This is a genomic window from Emticicia fontis, assembly GCF_054779675.1.
Window position 1 is genome coordinate 359,208 of sequence record NZ_BAAGXU010000037.1, and the last position, 20,285, is coordinate 379,492.

Annotated in this window: 16 protein-coding genes; 9 read left to right on the plus strand and 7 right to left on the minus strand. The window is 41.0% G+C overall.

Annotated elements, in window-relative coordinates; genetic code table 11:
- Positions 1-42: 42 nt before the first annotated feature.
- Both ACYVFA_RS17360 and ACYVFA_RS17365 read left to right on the plus strand, forming a co-directional pair.
- The gene (locus ACYVFA_RS17360; RefSeq protein WP_460473121.1) at positions 43-1,839 is read left to right on the plus strand and encodes a RagB/SusD family nutrient uptake outer membrane protein; all 1,797 of its coding nucleotides are present in this window, start codon (positions 43-45) and stop codon (positions 1,837-1,839) included.
- Positions 1,840-1,935: 96 nt separating this feature from the next.
- Positions 1,936-5,541 carry a VCBS repeat-containing protein gene (locus tag ACYVFA_RS17365; protein ID WP_460473122.1) on the plus strand — a complete coding sequence of 1,202 codons (3,606 nt, stop codon included), beginning with the start codon at positions 1,936-1,938 and terminating at the stop codon, positions 5,539-5,541.
- A 62-nt stretch (positions 5,542-5,603) separates the two neighbouring features.
- Here ACYVFA_RS17365 and ACYVFA_RS17370 read toward each other — a convergent pair whose 3' ends face one another.
- Positions 5,604-6,344 (minus strand): NUDIX hydrolase, encoded by a 741-nt coding sequence (locus ACYVFA_RS17370; protein WP_460473123.1) that lies wholly within the window; start codon positions 6,342-6,344, stop codon positions 5,604-5,606.
- A 483-nt stretch (positions 6,345-6,827) separates the two neighbouring features.
- Here ACYVFA_RS17370 and ACYVFA_RS17375 point away from each other — a divergent pair, with 483 nt between their 5' ends.
- Positions 6,828-8,489 carry a carboxylesterase/lipase family protein gene (locus tag ACYVFA_RS17375; protein ID WP_460473124.1) on the plus strand — a complete coding sequence of 554 codons (1,662 nt, stop codon included), beginning with the start codon at positions 6,828-6,830 and terminating at the stop codon, positions 8,487-8,489.
- A gap of 215 nt (positions 8,490-8,704) precedes the next feature.
- Here the strand turns inward: ACYVFA_RS17375 and ACYVFA_RS17380 are convergent, their stop codons facing one another.
- The 3 genes from ACYVFA_RS17380 to ACYVFA_RS17390 form a co-directional block, all read right to left on the minus strand.
- Positions 8,705-9,169: a MarR family winged helix-turn-helix transcriptional regulator gene (locus tag ACYVFA_RS17380; protein ID WP_460473125.1), complete on the minus strand. Its 465-nt coding sequence runs from the start codon at positions 9,167-9,169 to the stop codon at positions 8,705-8,707.
- The gene (locus ACYVFA_RS17385) at positions 9,162-9,599 is read right to left on the minus strand and encodes an EVE domain-containing protein (RefSeq protein ID WP_460473126.1); all 438 of its coding nucleotides are present in this window, start codon (positions 9,597-9,599) and stop codon (positions 9,162-9,164) included. The genes ACYVFA_RS17380 and ACYVFA_RS17385 overlap by 8 nt, the downstream gene beginning before the upstream one ends.
- 188 nt (positions 9,600-9,787) lie before the next feature.
- A complete protein-coding gene (locus ACYVFA_RS17390; RefSeq protein WP_460473127.1) occupies positions 9,788-10,150 on the minus strand; it encodes a VOC family protein in 363 nt (120 codons plus the stop codon).
- A gap of 230 nt (positions 10,151-10,380) precedes the next feature.
- Between ACYVFA_RS17390 and ACYVFA_RS17395 the strand changes: the two genes are divergently transcribed.
- From ACYVFA_RS17395 to ACYVFA_RS17420, 6 genes are all read left to right on the plus strand, one after another.
- Complete coding sequence (locus tag ACYVFA_RS17395; RefSeq protein WP_460473128.1) at positions 10,381-11,256, plus strand: alpha/beta hydrolase; 876 nt, start codon at positions 10,381-10,383, stop codon at positions 11,254-11,256.
- 17 nt (positions 11,257-11,273) lie between these two features.
- The gene (locus ACYVFA_RS17400; protein ID WP_460473129.1) at positions 11,274-12,152 is read left to right on the plus strand and encodes an alpha/beta hydrolase; all 879 of its coding nucleotides are present in this window, start codon (positions 11,274-11,276) and stop codon (positions 12,150-12,152) included.
- Between the two features lie 196 nt (positions 12,153-12,348).
- Positions 12,349-12,879, plus strand: coding sequence for a gluconate 2-dehydrogenase subunit 3 family protein (locus ACYVFA_RS17405; protein WP_460473130.1), 531 nt, complete (start codon positions 12,349-12,351; stop codon positions 12,877-12,879).
- 37 nt (positions 12,880-12,916) lie between these two features.
- Positions 12,917-14,635: a GMC family oxidoreductase gene (locus tag ACYVFA_RS17410; protein ID WP_460473131.1), complete on the plus strand. Its 1,719-nt coding sequence runs from the start codon at positions 12,917-12,919 to the stop codon at positions 14,633-14,635.
- A gap of 188 nt (positions 14,636-14,823) precedes the next feature.
- A complete protein-coding gene (locus ACYVFA_RS17415) occupies positions 14,824-16,356 on the plus strand; it encodes an FG-GAP repeat domain-containing protein (RefSeq protein ID WP_460473132.1) in 1,533 nt (510 codons plus the stop codon).
- An 8-nt stretch (positions 16,357-16,364) separates the two neighbouring features.
- A complete protein-coding gene (locus ACYVFA_RS17420) occupies positions 16,365-16,535 on the plus strand; it encodes a hypothetical protein (protein WP_460473133.1) in 171 nt (56 codons plus the stop codon).
- Positions 16,536-16,595: 60 nt separating this feature from the next.
- On the opposite strand, the gene ACYVFA_RS17425 is transcribed toward ACYVFA_RS17420, so the two are convergent.
- From ACYVFA_RS17425 to ACYVFA_RS17435, 3 genes are all read right to left on the minus strand, one after another.
- A complete protein-coding gene (locus tag ACYVFA_RS17425; RefSeq protein WP_460473134.1) occupies positions 16,596-17,297 on the minus strand; it encodes a hypothetical protein in 702 nt (233 codons plus the stop codon).
- 260 nt (positions 17,298-17,557) lie between these two features.
- A complete protein-coding gene (locus tag ACYVFA_RS17430) occupies positions 17,558-18,262 on the minus strand; it encodes a hypothetical protein (RefSeq protein ID WP_460473135.1) in 705 nt (234 codons plus the stop codon).
- A gap of 220 nt (positions 18,263-18,482) precedes the next feature.
- Entirely contained in the window at positions 18,483-20,201 is a 1,719-nt protein-coding gene (locus ACYVFA_RS17435) for a GMC family oxidoreductase (protein ID WP_460473136.1), read from the minus strand.
- Positions 20,202-20,285 lie beyond the last annotated feature (84 nt).

Here is a 20,285-nt window from a genome sequence, read left to right on the forward strand (position 1 = left end):
GAACCAACGACTCAATTACTTTTAAACAAATACAATTCAAATATGAAACGTAACAATATTGTTAAAATACTTTTGGCTTCAGGACTCACCATTGGCTTTGCAATTGGATGTAGTGACGAATTCCTGACTCGCGAGCCACAAGCCCAATATAGCCCTACTTCCTTGAAAACTGCCAAAGGGGTAGAAGGGGTATTATTGGGAGCCTATGCGATGATTGACGGAACCGGTCTGGATGGACAAGATGCCTGGAATAATGATATTCATAACTGGGTTTTTGGTGGAATTCCTTCTGACGACGCCTATAAGGGTACTGATGCGGGTGACCAACCAGAACAATCTTTCTTAGAAAAATGGGATTTTCAGCCTACTAATAACCACATCAAAAACAAATGGAGAGGTTTATTTAAAGGCGTAGCGCGCTCAAACGACGTTATCAATACATTGAAAGATGTAAAAGATATTACCGAGGCAAGAAAAACACAGATTCTGGCTGAAGCTAAGTTCCTGAGAGGCTTGTTCCACTTTGAAGCTAAAAAAATGTGGAAAAACATTCCTTACATTGATGATGCCACCTTTAATCTGAATGATCTTGAAAGTACCAAGATTCCGGTAGATGCCAATGCATGGGCAAAGATCGAAAAAGATTTTGCAGATGCAGCCGCAGCCTTGCCTGCAACTCAGGCACAGGTAGGCCGCCCAACCAAATGGGCTGCTAAGGCTTTCCAGGCAAAAGCATTGATGTTTCAGGGTTTTGATATGAGCACAGGTGCTGCCAATGCTGCCAAGTTAACAGCAGCCAAAGCCATTCTTGACGAAATCGTAAATAGCGGTAAATACCGTCTGGTTGATTTATATCGTGATAACTTTGATGCCAGCACACGTAATAACGCCGAGTCTATCTTTGAAGTGCAGTTTGCTTCGTCGAGTGCTACTGGCGATGCTGCCAATCAAGGGGTAGGTCTGGCTCACCCTTATGCTTCTCCTTGGGGATGTTGTGGTTTCTACCAGCCATCACAAAACCTGGTGAATGCCTTTAGAACAGGTGCTGATGGTTTGCCATTATTGGATACTTTCAATGATGTTGATGTGAAAAACGACCAGGGCTTGAAACTGGAAGACTCTTACACGCCAGATACTACTCCATTAGACCCTCGCTTAGACCATACCGTTGGTCGTCGTGGTATTTTGTTTATTGATTACAAAATTCATAATGTAGACTTTATCCGTGATCAGACTTATGCCGGTCCATACTCGCCAAAGAAACATATTCCGTCTAAAGCATTTACCGGAGTAAACGGTTGGGGTAACTTAACCAGCAACAACTATCGTATCATTCGTTATGACATGATTCTGCTTTGGTTGGCTGAGTGTGAAGTTGAAATCGGAAGCCTTGAAAGAGCACGAGAATTAGTGAATATGATCAGAACCCGTGCGGCAAATCCGGCTGGTTTTGTACAAAAAGCTACACAAGGTGCTACCCGTGATGCTTATACGCTGGTATTTGATGCCCAGGGAGCTCCTGTTCCGGCGGCTAACTACGTGATTAAAAACTATACTGCTCCTTGGACAGACAAAGCGCTGGCTCGTAAAGCCGTACGTTTCGAAAATCGTCTGGAGTTTGGTATGGAAGGCCACCGATTCTTCGACCTGGCCAGATGGGGTGTAGCGGCTGACGTATTGAACAAATACAACGCAGTAGAATCGACCAAACGTGTGTATAAAAAAGGTGCCGTGTTTACCAAAGGTAAAAACGAATTCTACCCTATACCACAGGAGGCCATAGATCGCTCTGAGAAGGATGGTAAGGCTACTTTACAGCAGGATCCATCTTATAAATAATATAGTGAGTTATTGTTTTAGAAAAAAAAGTTAACTTTACAGAGATGGTAGCTTTACCATCTCTGTTTTTTTCAGAACACTACCTGTTTTTTACGAATGAGACCTAATTCTTTGTATTCTTTATCTCAGAAGCTCTCGCTTCTATTGCTAATTCCTACACTTTTTTCGTGCAGCAAAAAATCAGATACTGTATTTACTAAATTATCTTCCGACGAAACAGGCATTCAGTTTTCTAACCGGATCACCGAAAATGATACCATGAACATCATAGCCTTTGAGTATGTCTACAACGGCGGAGGTGTGGCGATGGGTGATTTTAATAATGATAATAAAGTAGATGTCTACTTTACCGGAAATCAGGTTTCAAACAGGCTTTACCTCAACGAAGGTGTTGATAAAAATAACGAACTCAAATTCAAAGATGTAACGGCTGATGCCCATGTAAGCGGCGAAGGTCGCTGGTGTAATGGGGTGTCAGTTGTGGATATTAACAATGATAATCTGCTGGATATTTATATATCGGCATCAGTAAAAAAAGTGGCTGGCCAACGGGCTAATCTATTATATGTCAATCAGGGCGTTGGACGGAATGGTATTCCATCGTTCAAAGAAATGGCGGCCGTCTATGGCATTGCCGATACCACACATACAACCAACTCAGTCTTTTTTGATTATGATAACGACGGAGACCTAGACCTCTACGTGCTCGTCAATCAGATGGAAGATGTTAATATTCCGAATATGTACCGCCAGGCTTTAAAAGACGGTACTTCTAAACGCACACACAGGCTTTATCGCAACGATTGGGATGAAACAAAAAAGCATCCTTATTTCACCAATGTATCTAAAGAAGAAGGAATTCTGGTAGAAGGCTTCGGCCTGGGCGTAAACATCACCGATATTAATCAGGATGGCTGGAAAGATATTTATGTAACCAACGATTTCCTGACCAATGACCTCCTCTATATTAATCAGCATAGAGATGGTAAACATATTGGTTTTGTAGAGCAAGCCCACGATTATTTCAAACATACCTCATACTCGGCTATGGGGAATGATGTGGCAGATATTAATAATGATGGTCTGGCTGATATTATTGCTGTCGACATGATGCCGTTTACCAACAAGCGGAAAAAGATGATGACCATGGCCAACAATTATCAGACCTTCCAGAATAATGATAAATTTAACTATACTTACCAGTATGCACGTAATACGCTGCAAATCAATCAGGGCAAAAACCCACTGACAGGCAAGCCGATTTTCAGCGAAATTGGCTTATTGGCAGGTGTAGCGCAAACCGACTGGAGCTGGACACCAATGGTAGTTGATTTTGACAATGACGGTATGCGGGATATTATCATCACCAATGGTTTTCCGAAAGATATTACTGACCTCGATTTCATGGCTTACCGGGCAGAAGTAGCCAATCTGGCCACTTCTACTTATCTGTCAGAGTTTATCCCGTCTGTAAGAATCAAAAACTTTGCGTTTCATAATAAAGGCAACTTTGCGTTTGAAGATGTCACCGAAAAATGGGGTATGGCCGAGCCATCCTTCTCTAACGGTGCTGCCTATGCTGACCTTGATAATGATGGCGATCTCGATTATATCGTTAATAATATCAACGATTCAGCCTCTGTTTACCGTAACAATTCCATGCAACTCAAACCACAGGAAAGCAACTACCTGCGCGTGAAATTTAAAGGTAACCAGACAAACATCATGGGGCTGGGAGCAATAGTTGAGATTCAGTATAACAACGGGCAAAAACAGGTATATGAGCACACACCCTACCGGGGTTATATCTCGTCAGTTGAACCGGTAGGGCACTTCGGTTTGGGTAAAATTCAGAAAATAGACCAGCTGAAAATAGTCTGGCAAAGTGGCAAAACTCAGGTAATAAAAAACATCAAATCCAATCAGGTATTAAACCTGAAAGAAAGCGATGCCATAACACAAGATACTATTGCAGAGCCTAAGCCCGCAACGCTTTTCACGGATATAAGCGACCAACTGAAAGTGCCTTATATACATGAAGAAGAAGACTATATCGATTTTAATGTACAGAAACTCTTACCTCATAAAATGTCTCAATATGGTCCGGCCATTGCGGTAGGAGACGTAAATGGCGATGGCATAGAAGATATATTTGTAGGCGGAGCTAAATTCAGAAAAGGTAAATTCCTGATTCAGGATAAGGAAGGGAAATTCGGTGTACAGGACTTACTGTCTGGTGAAGATGGTTTCAAAAAAATCGGAGAAGATATGGGCGTATTGCTCTTTGATGCCGATAATGACAAAGATTTAGACCTCTATATTGTAAGCGGCAGTAGTGAATTCAGTGTAGGTTCGCCAGCTTTGCAGGATAAGTTTTATCTGAATGATGGTAAAGGGCATTTTATTTTAAATGAGCAGGCGATACCTTCTTTTCTGAAAAGTGGTTCCTGCGTAAAAGCCGCCGATTATGACCATGACAGTGATCTGGATTTATTCATTGGCGGCCGTGTAGAACCCAATGCCTATCCTAAACCAGTATCGAGCTATATTCTCAGAAATGATACAGCAAACGGACAAGTGAAATTTACAGATGTTACTGCGCAGGTAGCGCCTAAATTACAGAATATAGGGCTGGTATGTGATGTTACCTGGAGTGATTATGACAACGATGGCTGGCAGGATTTAGTAATGGTAGGGGAGTGGATGCCTGTTACTATCCTGAAAAACAATAAGGGTAAACTTGAGCCAATGGCCCAAAGTGGGGCATTGGCAGGCAAAATTGGCTGGTGGACAAGCATTACCTCCGGCGATTTTGATAATGATGGTGATATAGACTATATAGCGGGTAATCTGGGTACAAATACATTATTGCAAGCCAGCGATACGCAACCTGTAAGTATTTATGCCAAGGATTTCAACAACGATGGTTTCTTTGATGCCATTCCGACAGTGTATTTTCTGGATGAAGAAGGCAAACGAAAAGAATTCCCTTTCAATACCCGCGATGATCTGGCTAAACAGTTTATCCAGACCCGCCAGCGGTTCCAGAATTATGCCAAGTTTTCAGAAGCAACAATAGACAAAATTCTGAAACCGGAAGAAATGAAAGACGCTCTTGTTTTAAGAGCCAACTGGATGAAAAGCAGCTATTTTGAAAACAAAGGCAACGGACAGTTTGAAGTAAGAGAACTGCCGATACAAGCCCAGTTTGCCCCAATATATGGTATGGTAACAGAAGATTATGACCAGGATGGAAACCTGGATGTATTGCTCACCGGTAACGACTTCGGTACAGAACTATTAGTAGGCAAACACGATGCCTTAAATGGCTTATTATTGAAAGGAGACGGCAAAGGCAACTTTAGCCCGATACTCCCGCAAGCAAGTGGCTATTGTGTAGCAGGCGATGCTAAAAGTTTAGTAAGACTTAAAAATGCAAAGGGAGGGATAACGGTAGTAACTTCGCAAAACAGAGGTGATTTAAGATTTTTCTCTTATAAAAATCCTGTGAGGAGCATTGACGTTTTACCTAATGAAACAACTGCTATACTAAAGCTAAAAGGCGGTAAAAGTAGAAAGGAAGAATTAACCTACGGTACGTCTTTCCTGTCCCAATCCTCACGTAGCTTGGCTTTACCTTTTGATGTGGAGAGTGTAGAGTTGATGGATAATACAGGTAAAAAGAGAGTGGTGAAGCCTTAAATAGTACTCTGCAATACTCTGTGGTAAAATAACCATTAAATAAGTAAACCAGCCAGTAAACATCATTTACTGGCTGGTTTGGTATCAAAGCAATATAAATAAGGTGCTTTATGCGCACCACCTGTAATCTTCTTATCCAGTCTCTTCAATATATCCATTCCCAAAACTTTTCGCTGAAAATTTGAGCGGGCAATTTTTTCTCCCAGAATCGTCTCATACAGATTCTGAAACTCATTCATGGTAAAAGTTTCTGGCAGAAGATTAAGCCCTATCAACTTTTCATCCAGACTCGACCTGAGTATACCAAGCGCTTTTTGCAGAATGGCATCATGGTCAAAAATAAGCGAGGGGATGCTTTCTAAATCATACCACTCGCAAGATTCTGAAAAGGCATCGGGCATTGGATTAGCTTTCGAGAAATCAATCAAAGCATAATACCCTACAGAGATAAAACGGTTTAGCAAAAAATGATTTGCCTGAAGAGTAATTCCACTTACACCCATGAGTTTGTGGTGAGTCTCATCAAAGCGTCTGTTTTTGTCGCCAAACACATAAAACTGTTCAAGGTAAATGTTTTCAAGCCCCGTTCTTTCCTCCAGAACCCTCGCCGCGGCATCTTCTAAGTTTTCGTCTTGGTTAATAAATCCCCCCGGTAAAGCATAAAAGTCAGTATTGTTATACTTTAGCAGCAGTATTTTCAATTGATTGTCATGGTATCCGAAAATAACGCAATCAATCGAAACACCAGGAAGCATCATAGGCCTTGCCTCCCAAAACTCTTTCAAGTCGGGATTCTCCATCATAAATGGTTAAAGAGAAATGTATAAAATTAGGTTTTTACAAAAATAAAGAAAAATTTGTAATATACCAAGAATGTTTGTATTATTGTCACGGTTTGATACAATGGCTGTGTTTGGTATAATTTAATATTAGAAAATTTATAAAATAGCCAATACCTTTATCAAAATATTCAAAAAATCGCCACAAAAAAGCCTTAGATAGGCTAATTTGAGCAATAAGTCGACTCTTAAAAAAGTAAAGCCCTATGTGGTTGTAGATTTAGTGGTGATTTTTTGAATAGGCCATTTCAAGTTGCCCCGCTCGTGTTTTCGACTTCACACGGGCGAGGGTCGCCTACTAACCAGCTGAGAAATAGAACCATAAGTTCAGCACATTCCTGTGAATAGGAATAAAGGCTTTATAATCAAAACTTTAATCACTCATTCACTAAATCACACAATCACTAAATTTCCCATGTCTTTCAACCTTATATAAATATACTTAGTATGAAATCTAACAGACGTAACTTTATTCAGACATTGGGCCTTGGTGCGGCCGGAGCCGGCTTAAGCAGCGCCATGCCTTTGACTGCCAATGCACACGATTTTGGTTCAAAAGAAAAAGACGAAGAGCAGATACTATTTGTAGGAGACAATATTGCTGTAGCCAACACAAGCTATGGGAAGGTTCGTGGATATATTCTGAGAGGTATCAACACCTTTTTGGGTATTCCGTACGGTGCCGACACCGGAGGCGCGAATCGTTTTATGCCTCCACAAAAACCTCAATCATGGTCGGAAGTTAAACCAACAGTATGGTGGGGAAACAGTGCACCACAAATCATGGAGAAACGCTATGCCGACCAGTATTCATCGTTTGTAGACCATTGGAACTATGACGATGTAAGCGAAGATTGCCTAAAAATCAACGTCTGGACACCGGCAATAGATAATAAAAAACGTCCGGTAATTGTATGGCTACACGGTGGTGGATTTGTGAATGGGAATGGAATAGAGCAGGATGGTTATAATGGCGAAAACCTGAGTCGCCTTGGCGATGTAGTGTATTGCTCATTAAACCACAGATTAGGTACTTTAGGTTTTACCAACCTGGCAGGTGTAGGAGGAGATAAATTTGCTGCTTCGGGCAATGTGGGTATGTTGGATATTGTCGCGGCTTTGGAGTGGGTAAAAGAGAATATTGCCAATTTCGGTGGTGATGCTAATAATGTAACCATCATCGGTCAATCGGGTGGGGGAGCCAAAGTGACTACCCTTATGGCTATGCCATCGGCTAAAGGATTATTCCATAAAGCTGTAGCACTGAGCGGTACTTCACTGACAGGTGTACCAAAAGAATACTCTGAAAAATTGGGCGCGGCTGTATTGAAAGAAGCTGGCTTAGGCCCGAACGATATTGATAAATTACAGCAGATTCCGTGGAGACAATACATTGATATTGCCAATAAAGCGGTAGCTGCCGTAGCAGATGAAGCTAAAAGAATGAACCTGCAACGCGGCGGATACGCTCCGGTAGCCGATGGTAAATTCCTGAGCGATAAGCCTTTCTTTTCTGATGCCAATCATTTTTCTGCGGATATACCACTAATTATCAGTACTACATTTAATGAAATGTCGCCAAGCCGAACAAGTGCTACTCTTGAAAAGGTAACGTTAGATGAGGTAAAAGAAAAACTCAAACCAAGATTCGGTGAGAAATCAGGCGAAATTGCAGATGCCTATGCCAAGGTATTCCCTAATAAAAAGCCTGTCGAAATCTGGTCGATGATTATGAGTAACCGCAAAAATGCCATTGCTGCGGCTGATGCCAAAGCGAAACAAAAAGCACCAATCTATCTTGCATGGTTCGGTTGGCAACCACCACTATTTGATGGTAGAATGAGAGCATTTCATTGTGATGATATTTGTTTCTGGTTCTATAATACCGATCTGATGCTTACTCATACAGGCGGAGGCGCAAGACCACGCCGTTTGTCAGAAAAAATGGCCAAATCATTCCTTAATTTCGCACGCACAGGCAATCCGAATGGCGGTGGTTTACCTAACTGGGCACCATATACCACAGCCAACGGCGAAACCATGATTCTGGATGATGTATGTGTGATGAAGAATGACCCGGATCGTGAGGCAAGGAAGGCGATTGTTTAATTTTAAGAATTGTTAACCGATGTTTTTTTGGTAGAGACGACATACTTGGCGTCTGTAGAAGGATTTTTGAAAAAATAGAGATTACCCCGAACCCTACAATAGAGCCCGCGTGTCACCGCGCAATGTCCGCCCCTATACTCGAAAGAGAAAGGGGCGGACGCCGCGCGGCGGCACGCTTAAGCGCTCGAAGAACTGTCAATTAAGACATCAATCAATTATATTTCTTTAGTATTCTCTTTGATAAGTTCCACCATTGTTGAGTTAAAGGCTTCTAGTTCTGTTCCCAACGTTTGGAAGAAGTCTAAATCGGCATTTTCAACAGATATAATCGCTTTTTGAAGCACTATTTCTCCATCCTCTGTCAGTTTTATAGTCTTCGCTCTGGTATCTGTCGGGTGCTCCTGGCGGGTAATGAATTTCTTCTCCTCCAATGTTCGCAACACCTTCGAAACCATCATCGTGTCTGCATTACCCTGATTGGCAATATCAACCTGTGTAACCTTATCACTTTCTCTAGATAACCAGGCTAATGCGCAAAGTAGTGCGAACTGGGTATGTGTCAGATCTAAAGGATCTAAGACTCGCTTGAGTTTCCGCTGCCATATCATGGTCAGCTGCCCCAGAAGATAACCCGGACTGTCTTCGGGCTTTTTAAAATGAAATTCAATTTTATTAGACATAGGCTTTTTTTAACATTTGTGAAGAAATCATGTCAAAATCATGCTGGTTGATTTCAAAGAAACCAAATCGGAATGGATATCCCCAGCTTTTGTTGTTCTGAATAAAATCCAGACCCGAAATTAATGGTAAAATGGAAACATCCGCACTTGGCAAGAATTCAATATTACGCCTTGACGGACAAAAATCCTCCGACATCTGAACCTGATATGTTTCATCGTCTACTACCTTGCCTATCGCAGTAAATTCCTGGCAAGGTTCAGGTTTTCCCAATGTTTGTTTGCCCGAATAATAAATAATGAAATCATTCTTACGCATCCTTTTTAAAGGCGATGATTTTCCATGACAGGCCTGGGCAATCCCTTCTGCAATTCCGGTTTTAACGTGGTCTTTCGATGCCACGATAATCCAGTATTTTGTATCTCTGTTCATAACAAGATGAACCTATTTAAACTTTTTATTTAATGCCGAGACTGAGCTATTTTTTGTTCAGATAAGGCTATTTATAGAGTGCGTAGCAGCGCTACGAACGAAATAAATAGCGGCCGCCGCGCGGACGAAATATGAATAAAAAAGAGCCAGTCGTAAGCAAAATAAATAAGTTTAAATAGGTTCTATGATTAGTCTGCTTTCAGAAAGGTGATATTATATCCATCAGGGTCTTTAGCAATAATGATTTTCCCGAATGGAGTTGTCTGGATTGGCCCCAGCAATGTTACATTTCTGGCTAATAAAACTGTCTGCAAATCTTCTATTTCTTCATCAATGGCAAACCAAAGTGAAGCACCGATACCCAACTCTTTTCCGTCTATATTACCGATGGGCGTTCTGATGGCAAAACTAGCCTCACCCTTGTTGTATTTAAAAACACAGGCATTCGGGTTAGGAATTCCTGCTTCTTCAAACCCTAGTTTTGTTGTATAAAATTCTTTCGAAGCTTCAAGATCCCTGACTTGAAGAGAGGCAAATGCTAAATTTCTCATGGTTTGTGTTTTTTTTGTTGTCACAAATATAATATACATAACTATTATATGCAAGTATATTATCTGTTTTTGATAAATGCTCCTACCTGATAGTGTCTAGGTATCTGTTTTAGCTACGTTTTGACAGAATTATATTTTAAATTCTTGTGGCAAGCCCTCTTTAAATTTGGATTTAAAGACTTTATGATTGTATATTTACTACTTATTCACCTTTAACCTCTACATCCGCAATGAAACGCATTTTGTATGTGCTGTTTTTATTGGTAACGTCTGCTACGTTCGCTCAACAAGGCATTGTAAAAGAAAGTCTTACTATCAAAAGCACGCTGATGGGCAAAGATATGAAGTACAATATCTATCTACCTGCCGACTATACCACCTCCAATCGCTCGTATCCGATTCTCTATTTATTACATGGCTTTGGCGATGATGAAACAGGCTGGGTTCAGTTTGGTGAAGCCCATGTGATTGCTGATAAACTATCGAATAGCGGCGAAATCGCTCCCATGATTATTGTTATGCCTGACGGCGGTGTAAGTGGCTATGTCAATAGCTACGATGGCAAAGTGCCTTACGAAGATTTCTTTATCAAAGAGTTTATTCCTTATATCGAAAAAACTTATAGAGTGCGCGCCCAGAAACGTTACAGAGCCATTGCCGGCCTTTCGATGGGAGGCTATGGAACGCTTGTCATGTCAACCAAGCATCCTGATTTATTTGCGGCTTCGGCACCACTAAGTGCGGGCGTTCGTACAGACGAAGAAGTAATTGCGATGCCCGATGCACAATGGGCTACCTCTTATGCTCAACGCTATGGTAAAGATTTAGTAGGCAACGCCCGTCTGAATGAGCATTATAATAAAAACTCTATCCTGAAAATCATTGAAACGGCTAATCCCGACGAGATTAAGAAAGTAAGATATTATATTGATTGCGGCGATGATGATTTCTTGATTAAAGGCAATATGGCTTTGCACGCCTTGATGATAGACAAGAAAATCCCGCATGAATTCCGTGTTCGTCAGGGAGGTCATACCTGGACATACTGGCGCACCGCTTTGCCAGAAGTGCTGAAATTTATAAGTGAAAGTTTCCATCAAAAATAAATCCTAACGATTCTCTAATGAAAAAAATATCTGTATTAGTTCTGCTACTTATTTCAAGCCTAAGTTTTGCCCAACAAGGCATTGTAAAAGAAAGTCTGACCATCAAAAGTAGTACTTTAGGCAAGGAAGTAAAGTATAATATTTATCTCCCGGCCGACTATGAAAAAACCAATCGTCAGTATCCTGTTTTATACTTATTACATGGTTATACCGACAATGAAACAGGCTGGACACAATTCGGGCAAGCGCCGGAAATTGCTGATAAAGTAATTAACAGCGGTGAGGCCCCACCCATGATTATTGTGATGCCGGATGCAGGCGTAACGTGGTATATGAATACATTCGACGGAAAGACAAAATTTGAAGATTTCTTCATAAAAGAGTTCATTCCCTATATCGAAACCACCTACCGCATTCGTTCTAAGAAGGAATTCAGAGCCGTGGCAGGTTTATCAATGGGAGGCCTTGGAACGCTTCTTTACGCAACAAAGCACCCGGATATGTTTACCGCAGCAGCACCTTTAAGTGCAGCGGTTTGGACAGATGAAGAAGTAGTAACAGGAAATCAGGATCAGGCGCGTTATGATTATGTTTTCGGAGATTTATATGGTAAAAATCTGAAAGGGAAAGAGCGTTTGACCGACCATTATTATAAAAATGCCCCGATCAAGATTGTAGAGACTGGTAATGCCGAAGAACTGAAAAAAGTAAAGTTTTATATTGATTGTGGGGATGATGATTTTCTGATTAAAGGCAATATGGCACTACACGCCATGATGATTGACAAGAAAATCCCACACGAATTCAGAGTAAGAGACGGCGGCCACACCTGGACATACTGGCGCACAGCTCTACCGGAAGTATTGAAATTTGTGGGAGAGAGCTTTCATAGATGAGCCATTGAACGGTCCGCCGCTGCGGTGATTTAGTGAATGAGTGATTGTGTGATTAATAATTGCAAATTAGTGAAATAAGAATATTCGCTAATTCGCCATTCATAATTCACAATTAAAAATAATCACTCAATCACACATTCACTCAATCACTAAATACATTTTTAACAACATTATCCATTTATTAACCTTATCAAGAATGAATCGTAGAGAAGCTGTTCAGAGACTGTCCCTGTTAGTAGGAGGGGTATTGTCTCCACCGGTACTTGCTGGTGTAATGGGACAAGTATTGAACACAGGCGAAAGCGTAATGACTACCGCCGGACAAGAGGCATTGTTAGCTGAAGTGGCCGATGTCATCATTCCAACAACTGATACACCGGGTGCAAAAGCTGCCGGAGCAGAGAAGTTTATCGTGAGAGTGATGCGTGATTGCTATGTGAAAGAAGACCAGGATAAATTCTATGCAGGTCTGGCGAAACTGGATGCCGATAGCAAAACCAGATTTGGCAAAGACTTTACTAGCTTGAGCCCGGCCGACAAAATCGAAATGGTGAAACAAACCATGTCGACCGACAAGGCTTTCTTCCTGAGAATGAAGGAACTCACAACCGTAGGTTATTTTACTTCTGAAATAGGTGCTACACAAGCATTGGAATATCTGCCAATTCCGGGCAGATTCGATGGTTCTGCGCCATACAAACCAGGTCAAAAAGCCTGGGCTATTTAATTGTTAACCTATTCACAGATTAAATTTACAGACAAAAATGAACTTAAATATAGATGCTATTAAAGCGCAGACCTACGATGCCATCATTATCGGCTCGGGTGTAACCGGAGGTTGGGCTGCTAAAGAATTAACCGAAAAAGGTCTACGTGTAATTATGCTTGAAAAAGGTAAGCAATTAGAGCACGTAACAGGATATGAAAATGCCATGAAAGACCCTTGGCAAATGCAATATAACGGACGCTTGACAATAGAACAAAAAGAAACGCATCCGAAATTATCGCGCGATTATCCGTACAATGAAATGACAGAGAAATACTGGATGAACGATTCAGATTCGATGTATAAAGAAGATAAAAGATTCGACTGGTTCCGTCCGGGTATTGTGGGTGGTAAATCAATCATGTGGGGACGTCAGTCGTATCGTTTGAGTGATATAGATTTTGAAGCAAACCTGAAAGACGGTATCGCCGTTGACTGGCCTATCCGTTATAAAGATATAGCTCCCTGGTATTCTTACGTTGAGAAATTCGTAGGTATTTCAGGTGAGAAACTGAACCTGCCTCAATTACCAGATAGCGAGTTCTTACCGCCGATGGAAATGTATGCCGTTGAGAAAGAAGTTCGTAAGCGCATTGAGAAAAGCTTCCCGGGTCGCCATATGACTATTGGTCGTGTAGCTAACCTTTCTGAGGCTGCTAAGGCTCAGTTGGGTGTAGGTCGTGCGTCTTGTCAGTATCGTAACAAATGTTCGTTGGGTTGTCCGTTCGGGGCTTATTTCAGTACACAATCCTGTACGTTACCTCCGGCGGCTAAAACAGGTCGTTTGACACTTCGTCCTGATTCGGTAGTAACTGAAATTACTTACGACGAAAACAAAAAACGCGCAACAGGTGTAAAAGTAACCGATGCAGTTACGCTGAAACAAACTGAATACTTTGCCAAAGTTATCTTCGTTTGTGGTAGTGCCTTAGGTTCTACGGCTATCTTGTTGAACTCAAAATCAAACCGTTTCCCGAATGGTTTTGGTAATGATTCTGGCGAATTAGGACATAACCTGATGGACCATCACTTCAAGATAGGTGCTTCGGGCGTTTGGGATGGCGATCTGGATAAATATACGTATGGCCGCCGTGCGAATGGTATCTATGTGCCACGCTACCGTAACATCGGTAACGACAAACGTGATTATATTCGTGGATTCGGTTATCAGGGTGGTGCAGGTTCTGGTCGCCAGGGCTGGCAACGTAATGTGGCAGAACTAAGCTTCGGTGCTGACTACAAAAACGAAGTAACCAAACCAGGTTTATGGACGATGGGCCTAAGTGGCTTTGGTGAAACATTGCCATATCATGAAAACCGTATGTATTTACATGCCACCGAAAAAGATAAATGGGGTATGCCATTGGTGGTTTTCGATGCAGAGTTCAAAGAAAACGAGAGAAAAATGCGTATCGATATGATGAACGATGCTAAAGAAATGTTGGAAACCGCAGGTGTAAAAAATGTTCGTGCCTACGACAACGGTTCTTACTTAGGTATGGCAATTCATGAAATGGGTACTGCCCGTATGGGACGTGATCCTAAAACTTCGGTATTGAACGGTAACAATCAGGTTTGGGGTGTGCCGAATGTATTTGTAACTGATGGCGCATCGATGGTTTCGGCCTCTTGCGTAAACCCATCGTTGACTTATATGGCATTGACCGCTCGTGCAGCTGACTTTGCCGTGAAAGAAATGAAGAAGAAGAATATATAGTTCTATAGATTATTTAATAGAGATTGACCCCATCCCCAACCCTTCCCCAACAATGGGGAAGGGGGTTAAAGTCCCTCTCCCCACTGTTGGGGCGGCCGCCGCGCGGAGAGGGATTTAGGGAGTGGGGTCATTTAGTATCAAAACCTTTGAATAGTCTTTTATTTTATTAATAAACTCAACCTATGACAATGAGATTATTTCGGATAATAAGCTTCGTTTCGTTTATAAGTTTATTATTCATTGTCAGCTGCCAGTATAAACAAGAAACCACCAACCAGACCGGTGAAGAGCTAGCCAAAGTTCATTGCGCCTCTTGTCACCTTTTCCCAGAACCCGAGTTATTAGATAAATCTTCATGGGCGAATAATGTATTGCCCGATATGGCTTTGCAGCTAGGTTTTCAGATAAATGGAGATGCGGTATATCCTGATATTCAACAGGAGAAACGTGGGGATTCGACCTATTGGGTTAGCAAATCAGCCATTAGTATCGAAGACTGGAATAAGATTGTGGCTTATTATACCGAAAAAGCACCTGAGAAAATTGCCCCGCAAAATCGTCCACCTATTAAAGAACTTACTACTTTATTTGATATTTCAGCCAGTTCTGTGCAAAAGAATGGTTTTCCGGCTGTCTCTTATCTGAAAATTGACGAGGGCAATCAACTGATATACGAAGCCAGCCATTTTGATAGCTCTTTGAATGTATTTGATAAAAACCTGAAACCTGTTTCATCAAGAAAACTGAAAGCAAATATTGTAGATATTGATTTTGGAGAAGATTTGAAAAAGGCTGGTGCAAGAAGTGGTTTTATGACAAGCATTGGCATTATGCACCCGAATGATTTAAGGAAGGGTAAACTATTGAATTTTAACGCCACAGATAAAAGCAAAGCATTGATAGATAGTTTGCAAAGACCTGTGCAGAGCATCGCAGTTGACTTAGATAATGATGGCTATAAAGATCAGTTGATTTGCAGTTTTGGAAATAAAAACGGCGTGTTGGCATGGTATAAAAACCTACAGAATAAGGGTTATTCCAAAAAAATAATCAGAGAATTGCCGGGGGCTATTAAAGCCTATATAAGCGATGAAAACAAGGATGGCTTACCAGATATCTGGGTACTGTTTGCCCAGGCACAGGAAGGAATCTTTCTGTTTATGAATAAAGGCAACGGAGAATTTGATACGAAGGAGATTTTACGTTTTCCATCTGTTTATGGCTCATGTTATTTTGAAATGATAGATTTGAATCAGGATGGATATAAGGATATTTTATATGTAAACGGAGATAATGCAGATTTGACAAGGCATGTGCTGAAAAATTATCATGGGGTTTATGCTTATCTTAACAATGGTAAGAACCAATTCAAACGGGCGTTTTTCTTTCCGATTAATGGTTGCTATAAAGCCATTGCAAGAGATTTTGATAAAGATGGCGACATAGACATTGCTACCATTTCGTATTTCCCGGATAAGAAAAACCAACCCCAGGAGGGCTTTGTCTATCTGGAAGGTCAGGGAAAATTAAACTTCAAACCTTATACTATTAAAGAAGCAAATGCAGGCAAGTGGCTATTAATGGACTCAGGCGATATTGATGGTGACGGTGACGAAGACCTGATTATCGGTAGTCTTGACTTCACTAATCAGTATAATCCGGAGGCAGCCCGAAAAGACACCGCCTTTTTATTGCTAAAGAATCGTACAATCAAACCTTAATATAAGCGATGAAGAAAATTTTATTTCTGTGCATCATTACCTTTTTGGCTAAGGCGCAGTCAAAAGCACCTTTCGAGACTGTCCGTACACAAAATGGTCTGGTATCTGGTATCTCTGGCAATGGTGTCAACGTTTTCAAAGGGATTCCGGCCACCTGTGGGCCAGTAAAGAAGAGTTGAAAAATATATCAAGGTGTGCCACGCCCTTTTTCTGATAAATATAGGCGTGGCACACTTTTACTAATTACACCGGGTAGCATGTTCCCACAAATGCTCATCAAATTTTGCCCAACGGCGGTCGTTTTTTGATTTTGTCAGCATAGCCGGGCAATCTTTATATAAGGCTGTATAAGCATCATCGTAGTCCTTCTTTTTGAGCTTTATGGCCGTTGCTTCGCCAACTTTAACAAAATAAGATTTGTTTTCATCAAATGCCAGGGTTACGCCTCCAATTTCTGTACTTACTGTTTCTTTAGAAAGCGGAATATCATAAACCTTGATTTTATTACTAAACGAAGGATTAACCAATTGTAATAATAATTCTTCCACTTCATTAGTCTTCACTACTTTGGTTTTCTCAAAATAAGCATATCCATTGTCGAGTATTGCCGTGTTGATACCCTTTATATGTTTATCAAAGGCATGCTTAGCCGCATTGTCGAATTTATTAAAACTACTGATAGGCAGATACATATTTGAGATAATACCCGATTTCAGGCTGATTTTTTTCTTCTCTCCGGTAGGAGTAAGTGAGATTGATTTAATTAATCCGTTCGTACGATTAATTGAGTGGATAATACCTTCGATCTGAGTGCCGTCTTCCAGAGTAATATAGGCTACTTCCTTAACTGAAAAAAGATCAAAAGCGGGAGTAAATAATTGGGCTGAAGCCGAAATGGTTGTGTAGGTAAACAGGCATAAAAGCAATGCGATTTTTTTCATAATTGTATTAAAATTTTATTTGTAAATAATAGCTTGTCTGTTGAAACGAAATTAGCAGAAACGAATTGTCTTAAAGGAATTTCTTCTACTGTTAATATTTGTTAAACCTTTTATACGATTTTATGTATGACAATCCTAGCATTGAATACCCCTATATAAAAAGCGTGCCGGAGTTTAGAACCCCGGCACGCTTAATGAGTTAAACCAAAAAAGGCTTTTTATCCTTTCTCCATTTTCCTTTCCCTATTCTCCGATGCTTTTTAATTACATTCAGTGGTATAAGCCCATAGATGCTCGTCGAATTTCACCCAACGGTGATCATCTTTAATTTTTTTCAATAAAGCAGGACAATCTTTGTATAAGCCTAGATAAGCCTGATCGTAGTCGGCTTTTTTGATTTTTACAGCGGCCGCGTCACCTACTTTTACATAGTACGATTTATCGTCACCACCAGCCATGGTAATACCTGCTACACCAAAACGCATACTTTCCTGCGCACGTGGGTCATGGTATACTTTGATTTTCTGGCTGAATGCCGGATTCACCATCTGCATCAATAAGGTTTCGATGTCTTTTTTAATACCCACGGTCGATTTCTCAAAATAAGCATATCCCTTGTTGATGATTTCCATGTTTACGTTATTGTCTTTCCATTTCTGTGCATTGAAAGCCTGCTCAGATTGATTCACAAATTTGTTATAACCACTAGCCGGCAGATACATAGTTTTGATGTCTTCGGCCTTTATAGTGCGTTTTTTCTTTTCGCCTGTTGGCTTAATAACGATTTCTTCAATCAAGCCTTTTTTACGGTCAATATCATCAATGGTGCCTTCAACCTTGGTACCATCTTCCAGATTAATGTAGGCGATTTCTTTGCCCGAAAAACGATCAAAAGCAGGAATAAACGATTGCGCAAAAGCAGTAGTACTCATAGACAAACAGCAGAACAATACAATTTTTTTCATAAGAAGCATTCAGGTTTTAAATTATTATTTTTGTTGGTAAAAGCAAGATGGAAAACGGAGAAAGTATTTAGGAATACCTATCCCGTTTCCAGAATTCATTTCTTATAGGTTTAGTACTTTGTTTTATTTATTCCAGTGCAACAAACTGATGAAACACCACGCCCAGGTTCGATTTAAATTTTCCTTTTTTTTCTTCTCCTTGTTCCTTTCTCCAAAATAATTAAAGATTTCCTCTTTTCAATTCCGCCACTGCATAATCAGCTGCTCGGGCAGAGAGTGCCATATAAGTAAGCGATGGATTCTGGCATGGTGACGAGGTCATGCAAGCGCCATCGGTACAGAAAACGTTCTTTACTATATGATGTTGATTGTATTTGTTTAAAACAGAGTTTTGGGCATCTGTACCCATACGGGCAGTGCCCATTTCGTGGATACTCAGACCGGGATGGGCTTGTTGGTCAAAGGCTTCAATATTAGCGAAACCTGCTTTTTCCATCATAGCCACAGCTTGCTCTTTAGCATCTTTGCGCATCAGCGATTCGTTTTCGCGGTAATGCACATCCATTTTTAGCACAGGCTGTCCCCATTTATCTTTTTTCTCATGGGTCAATGTTACTTTATTATCATAATAAGGCATACATTCTCCAAAAGCATCCAGTATCATCTTCCAGTCGCCAAAGGTAGCTACTTTTTCTTTAAATTCTGCACCCATGCCGTCCATATCCATCGAATGTTGCCAGCCATCACGCCAGGTATATACTTCAAATCCATAACCCCGATTAAAAACCTGTTTTTCTCCACCGGGTAAATTTCTGAAACGAGGCACATATAAACCCGCTGGATGCCGGCCATAATAAACCTTATCCAGATCTTTCTGATAATCGGCCGTGGCTCCTACATGAAAATGATGATCCATCAGGTTATGTCCCAGTTGCCCGCTATCATCCATTCCGTTCGGGAAACGGTTCGAAGTAGAATTCATCAGAATAAAAGTAGAACCCAAAGCAGAAGCATTCAGGAAAATGATTTTTGCCGAAAACTCCAGCCATTCATTCGTCTGCTCATCAATCACTTTTACTCCAGTAGCCTTACCCGATTTTTCATCATAAATAATCGAATTTACAATCGAGTGCGGTCTTAAAGTCAGGTTGCCCGTACGTCTGGCAGCGGGCAGAGTAGCCGATTGTGTACTGAAATAAGCCCCAAAAGGACAACCCCTCATACAGCGATTACGATACTGACAACTCGCACGGCCTAATGCCAATTGCTCTTCAGTCGGGGCTGTCAGGTGAGCCGCGCGGGCAGATATAACCCTTCGGTCTTTAAAATTAGTATTAACTGTATTTCTGAAATGCGTTTCAATACAATTATCAGGCATGGCGGGCTGAAACTGACCATCGGGTAAGTGGGGTAGCCCATCACGGTCTCCAGCGATGCCTGCAAATTTCTCTACGTAATCATACCACGGAGCTATGTCTTTATAACGGATAGGCCAGTCAGTAGCGATACCTTCTTTAGCATTGGCCTCAAAATCAAGGTCTGAAAAACGGAATGAATAGCGCCCCCACATCAACGAACGCCCGCCTACATGATAGCCACGAATCCAGTCGAAAGGTTTTTCTTCCACATAAGGGTTCTCTAAATCATTCACAAAATGATGATGGGTTGACTCCATGATGGCAAAGCCTGTCCGGTTTTGTACCGGATAGTTTTTTAGTAAATCATTGGGCATTTGTAAATCATGGTGCGGAAAATCCCAGGGGTCTTTATTGGCAGTAATATAATCTGTTACGTGCTCAATCATCCGTCCACGTTCAAGCAGCAATACTTTCAAACCTTTCTCGCAGAGTTCTTTAGCCGACCATCCGCCCGAAATACCCGAGCCTACCACAATCGCATCGTATTGCGTGTTTTGTTTTGTTTTTCCTTGAAAATTCATCGTATAGGTTAAAATAGAATAGAAGCTAAAGGTAGAAAAAATATAAATAGCAGCCAATTAAAGTTGAGGACCAATATCATTGGT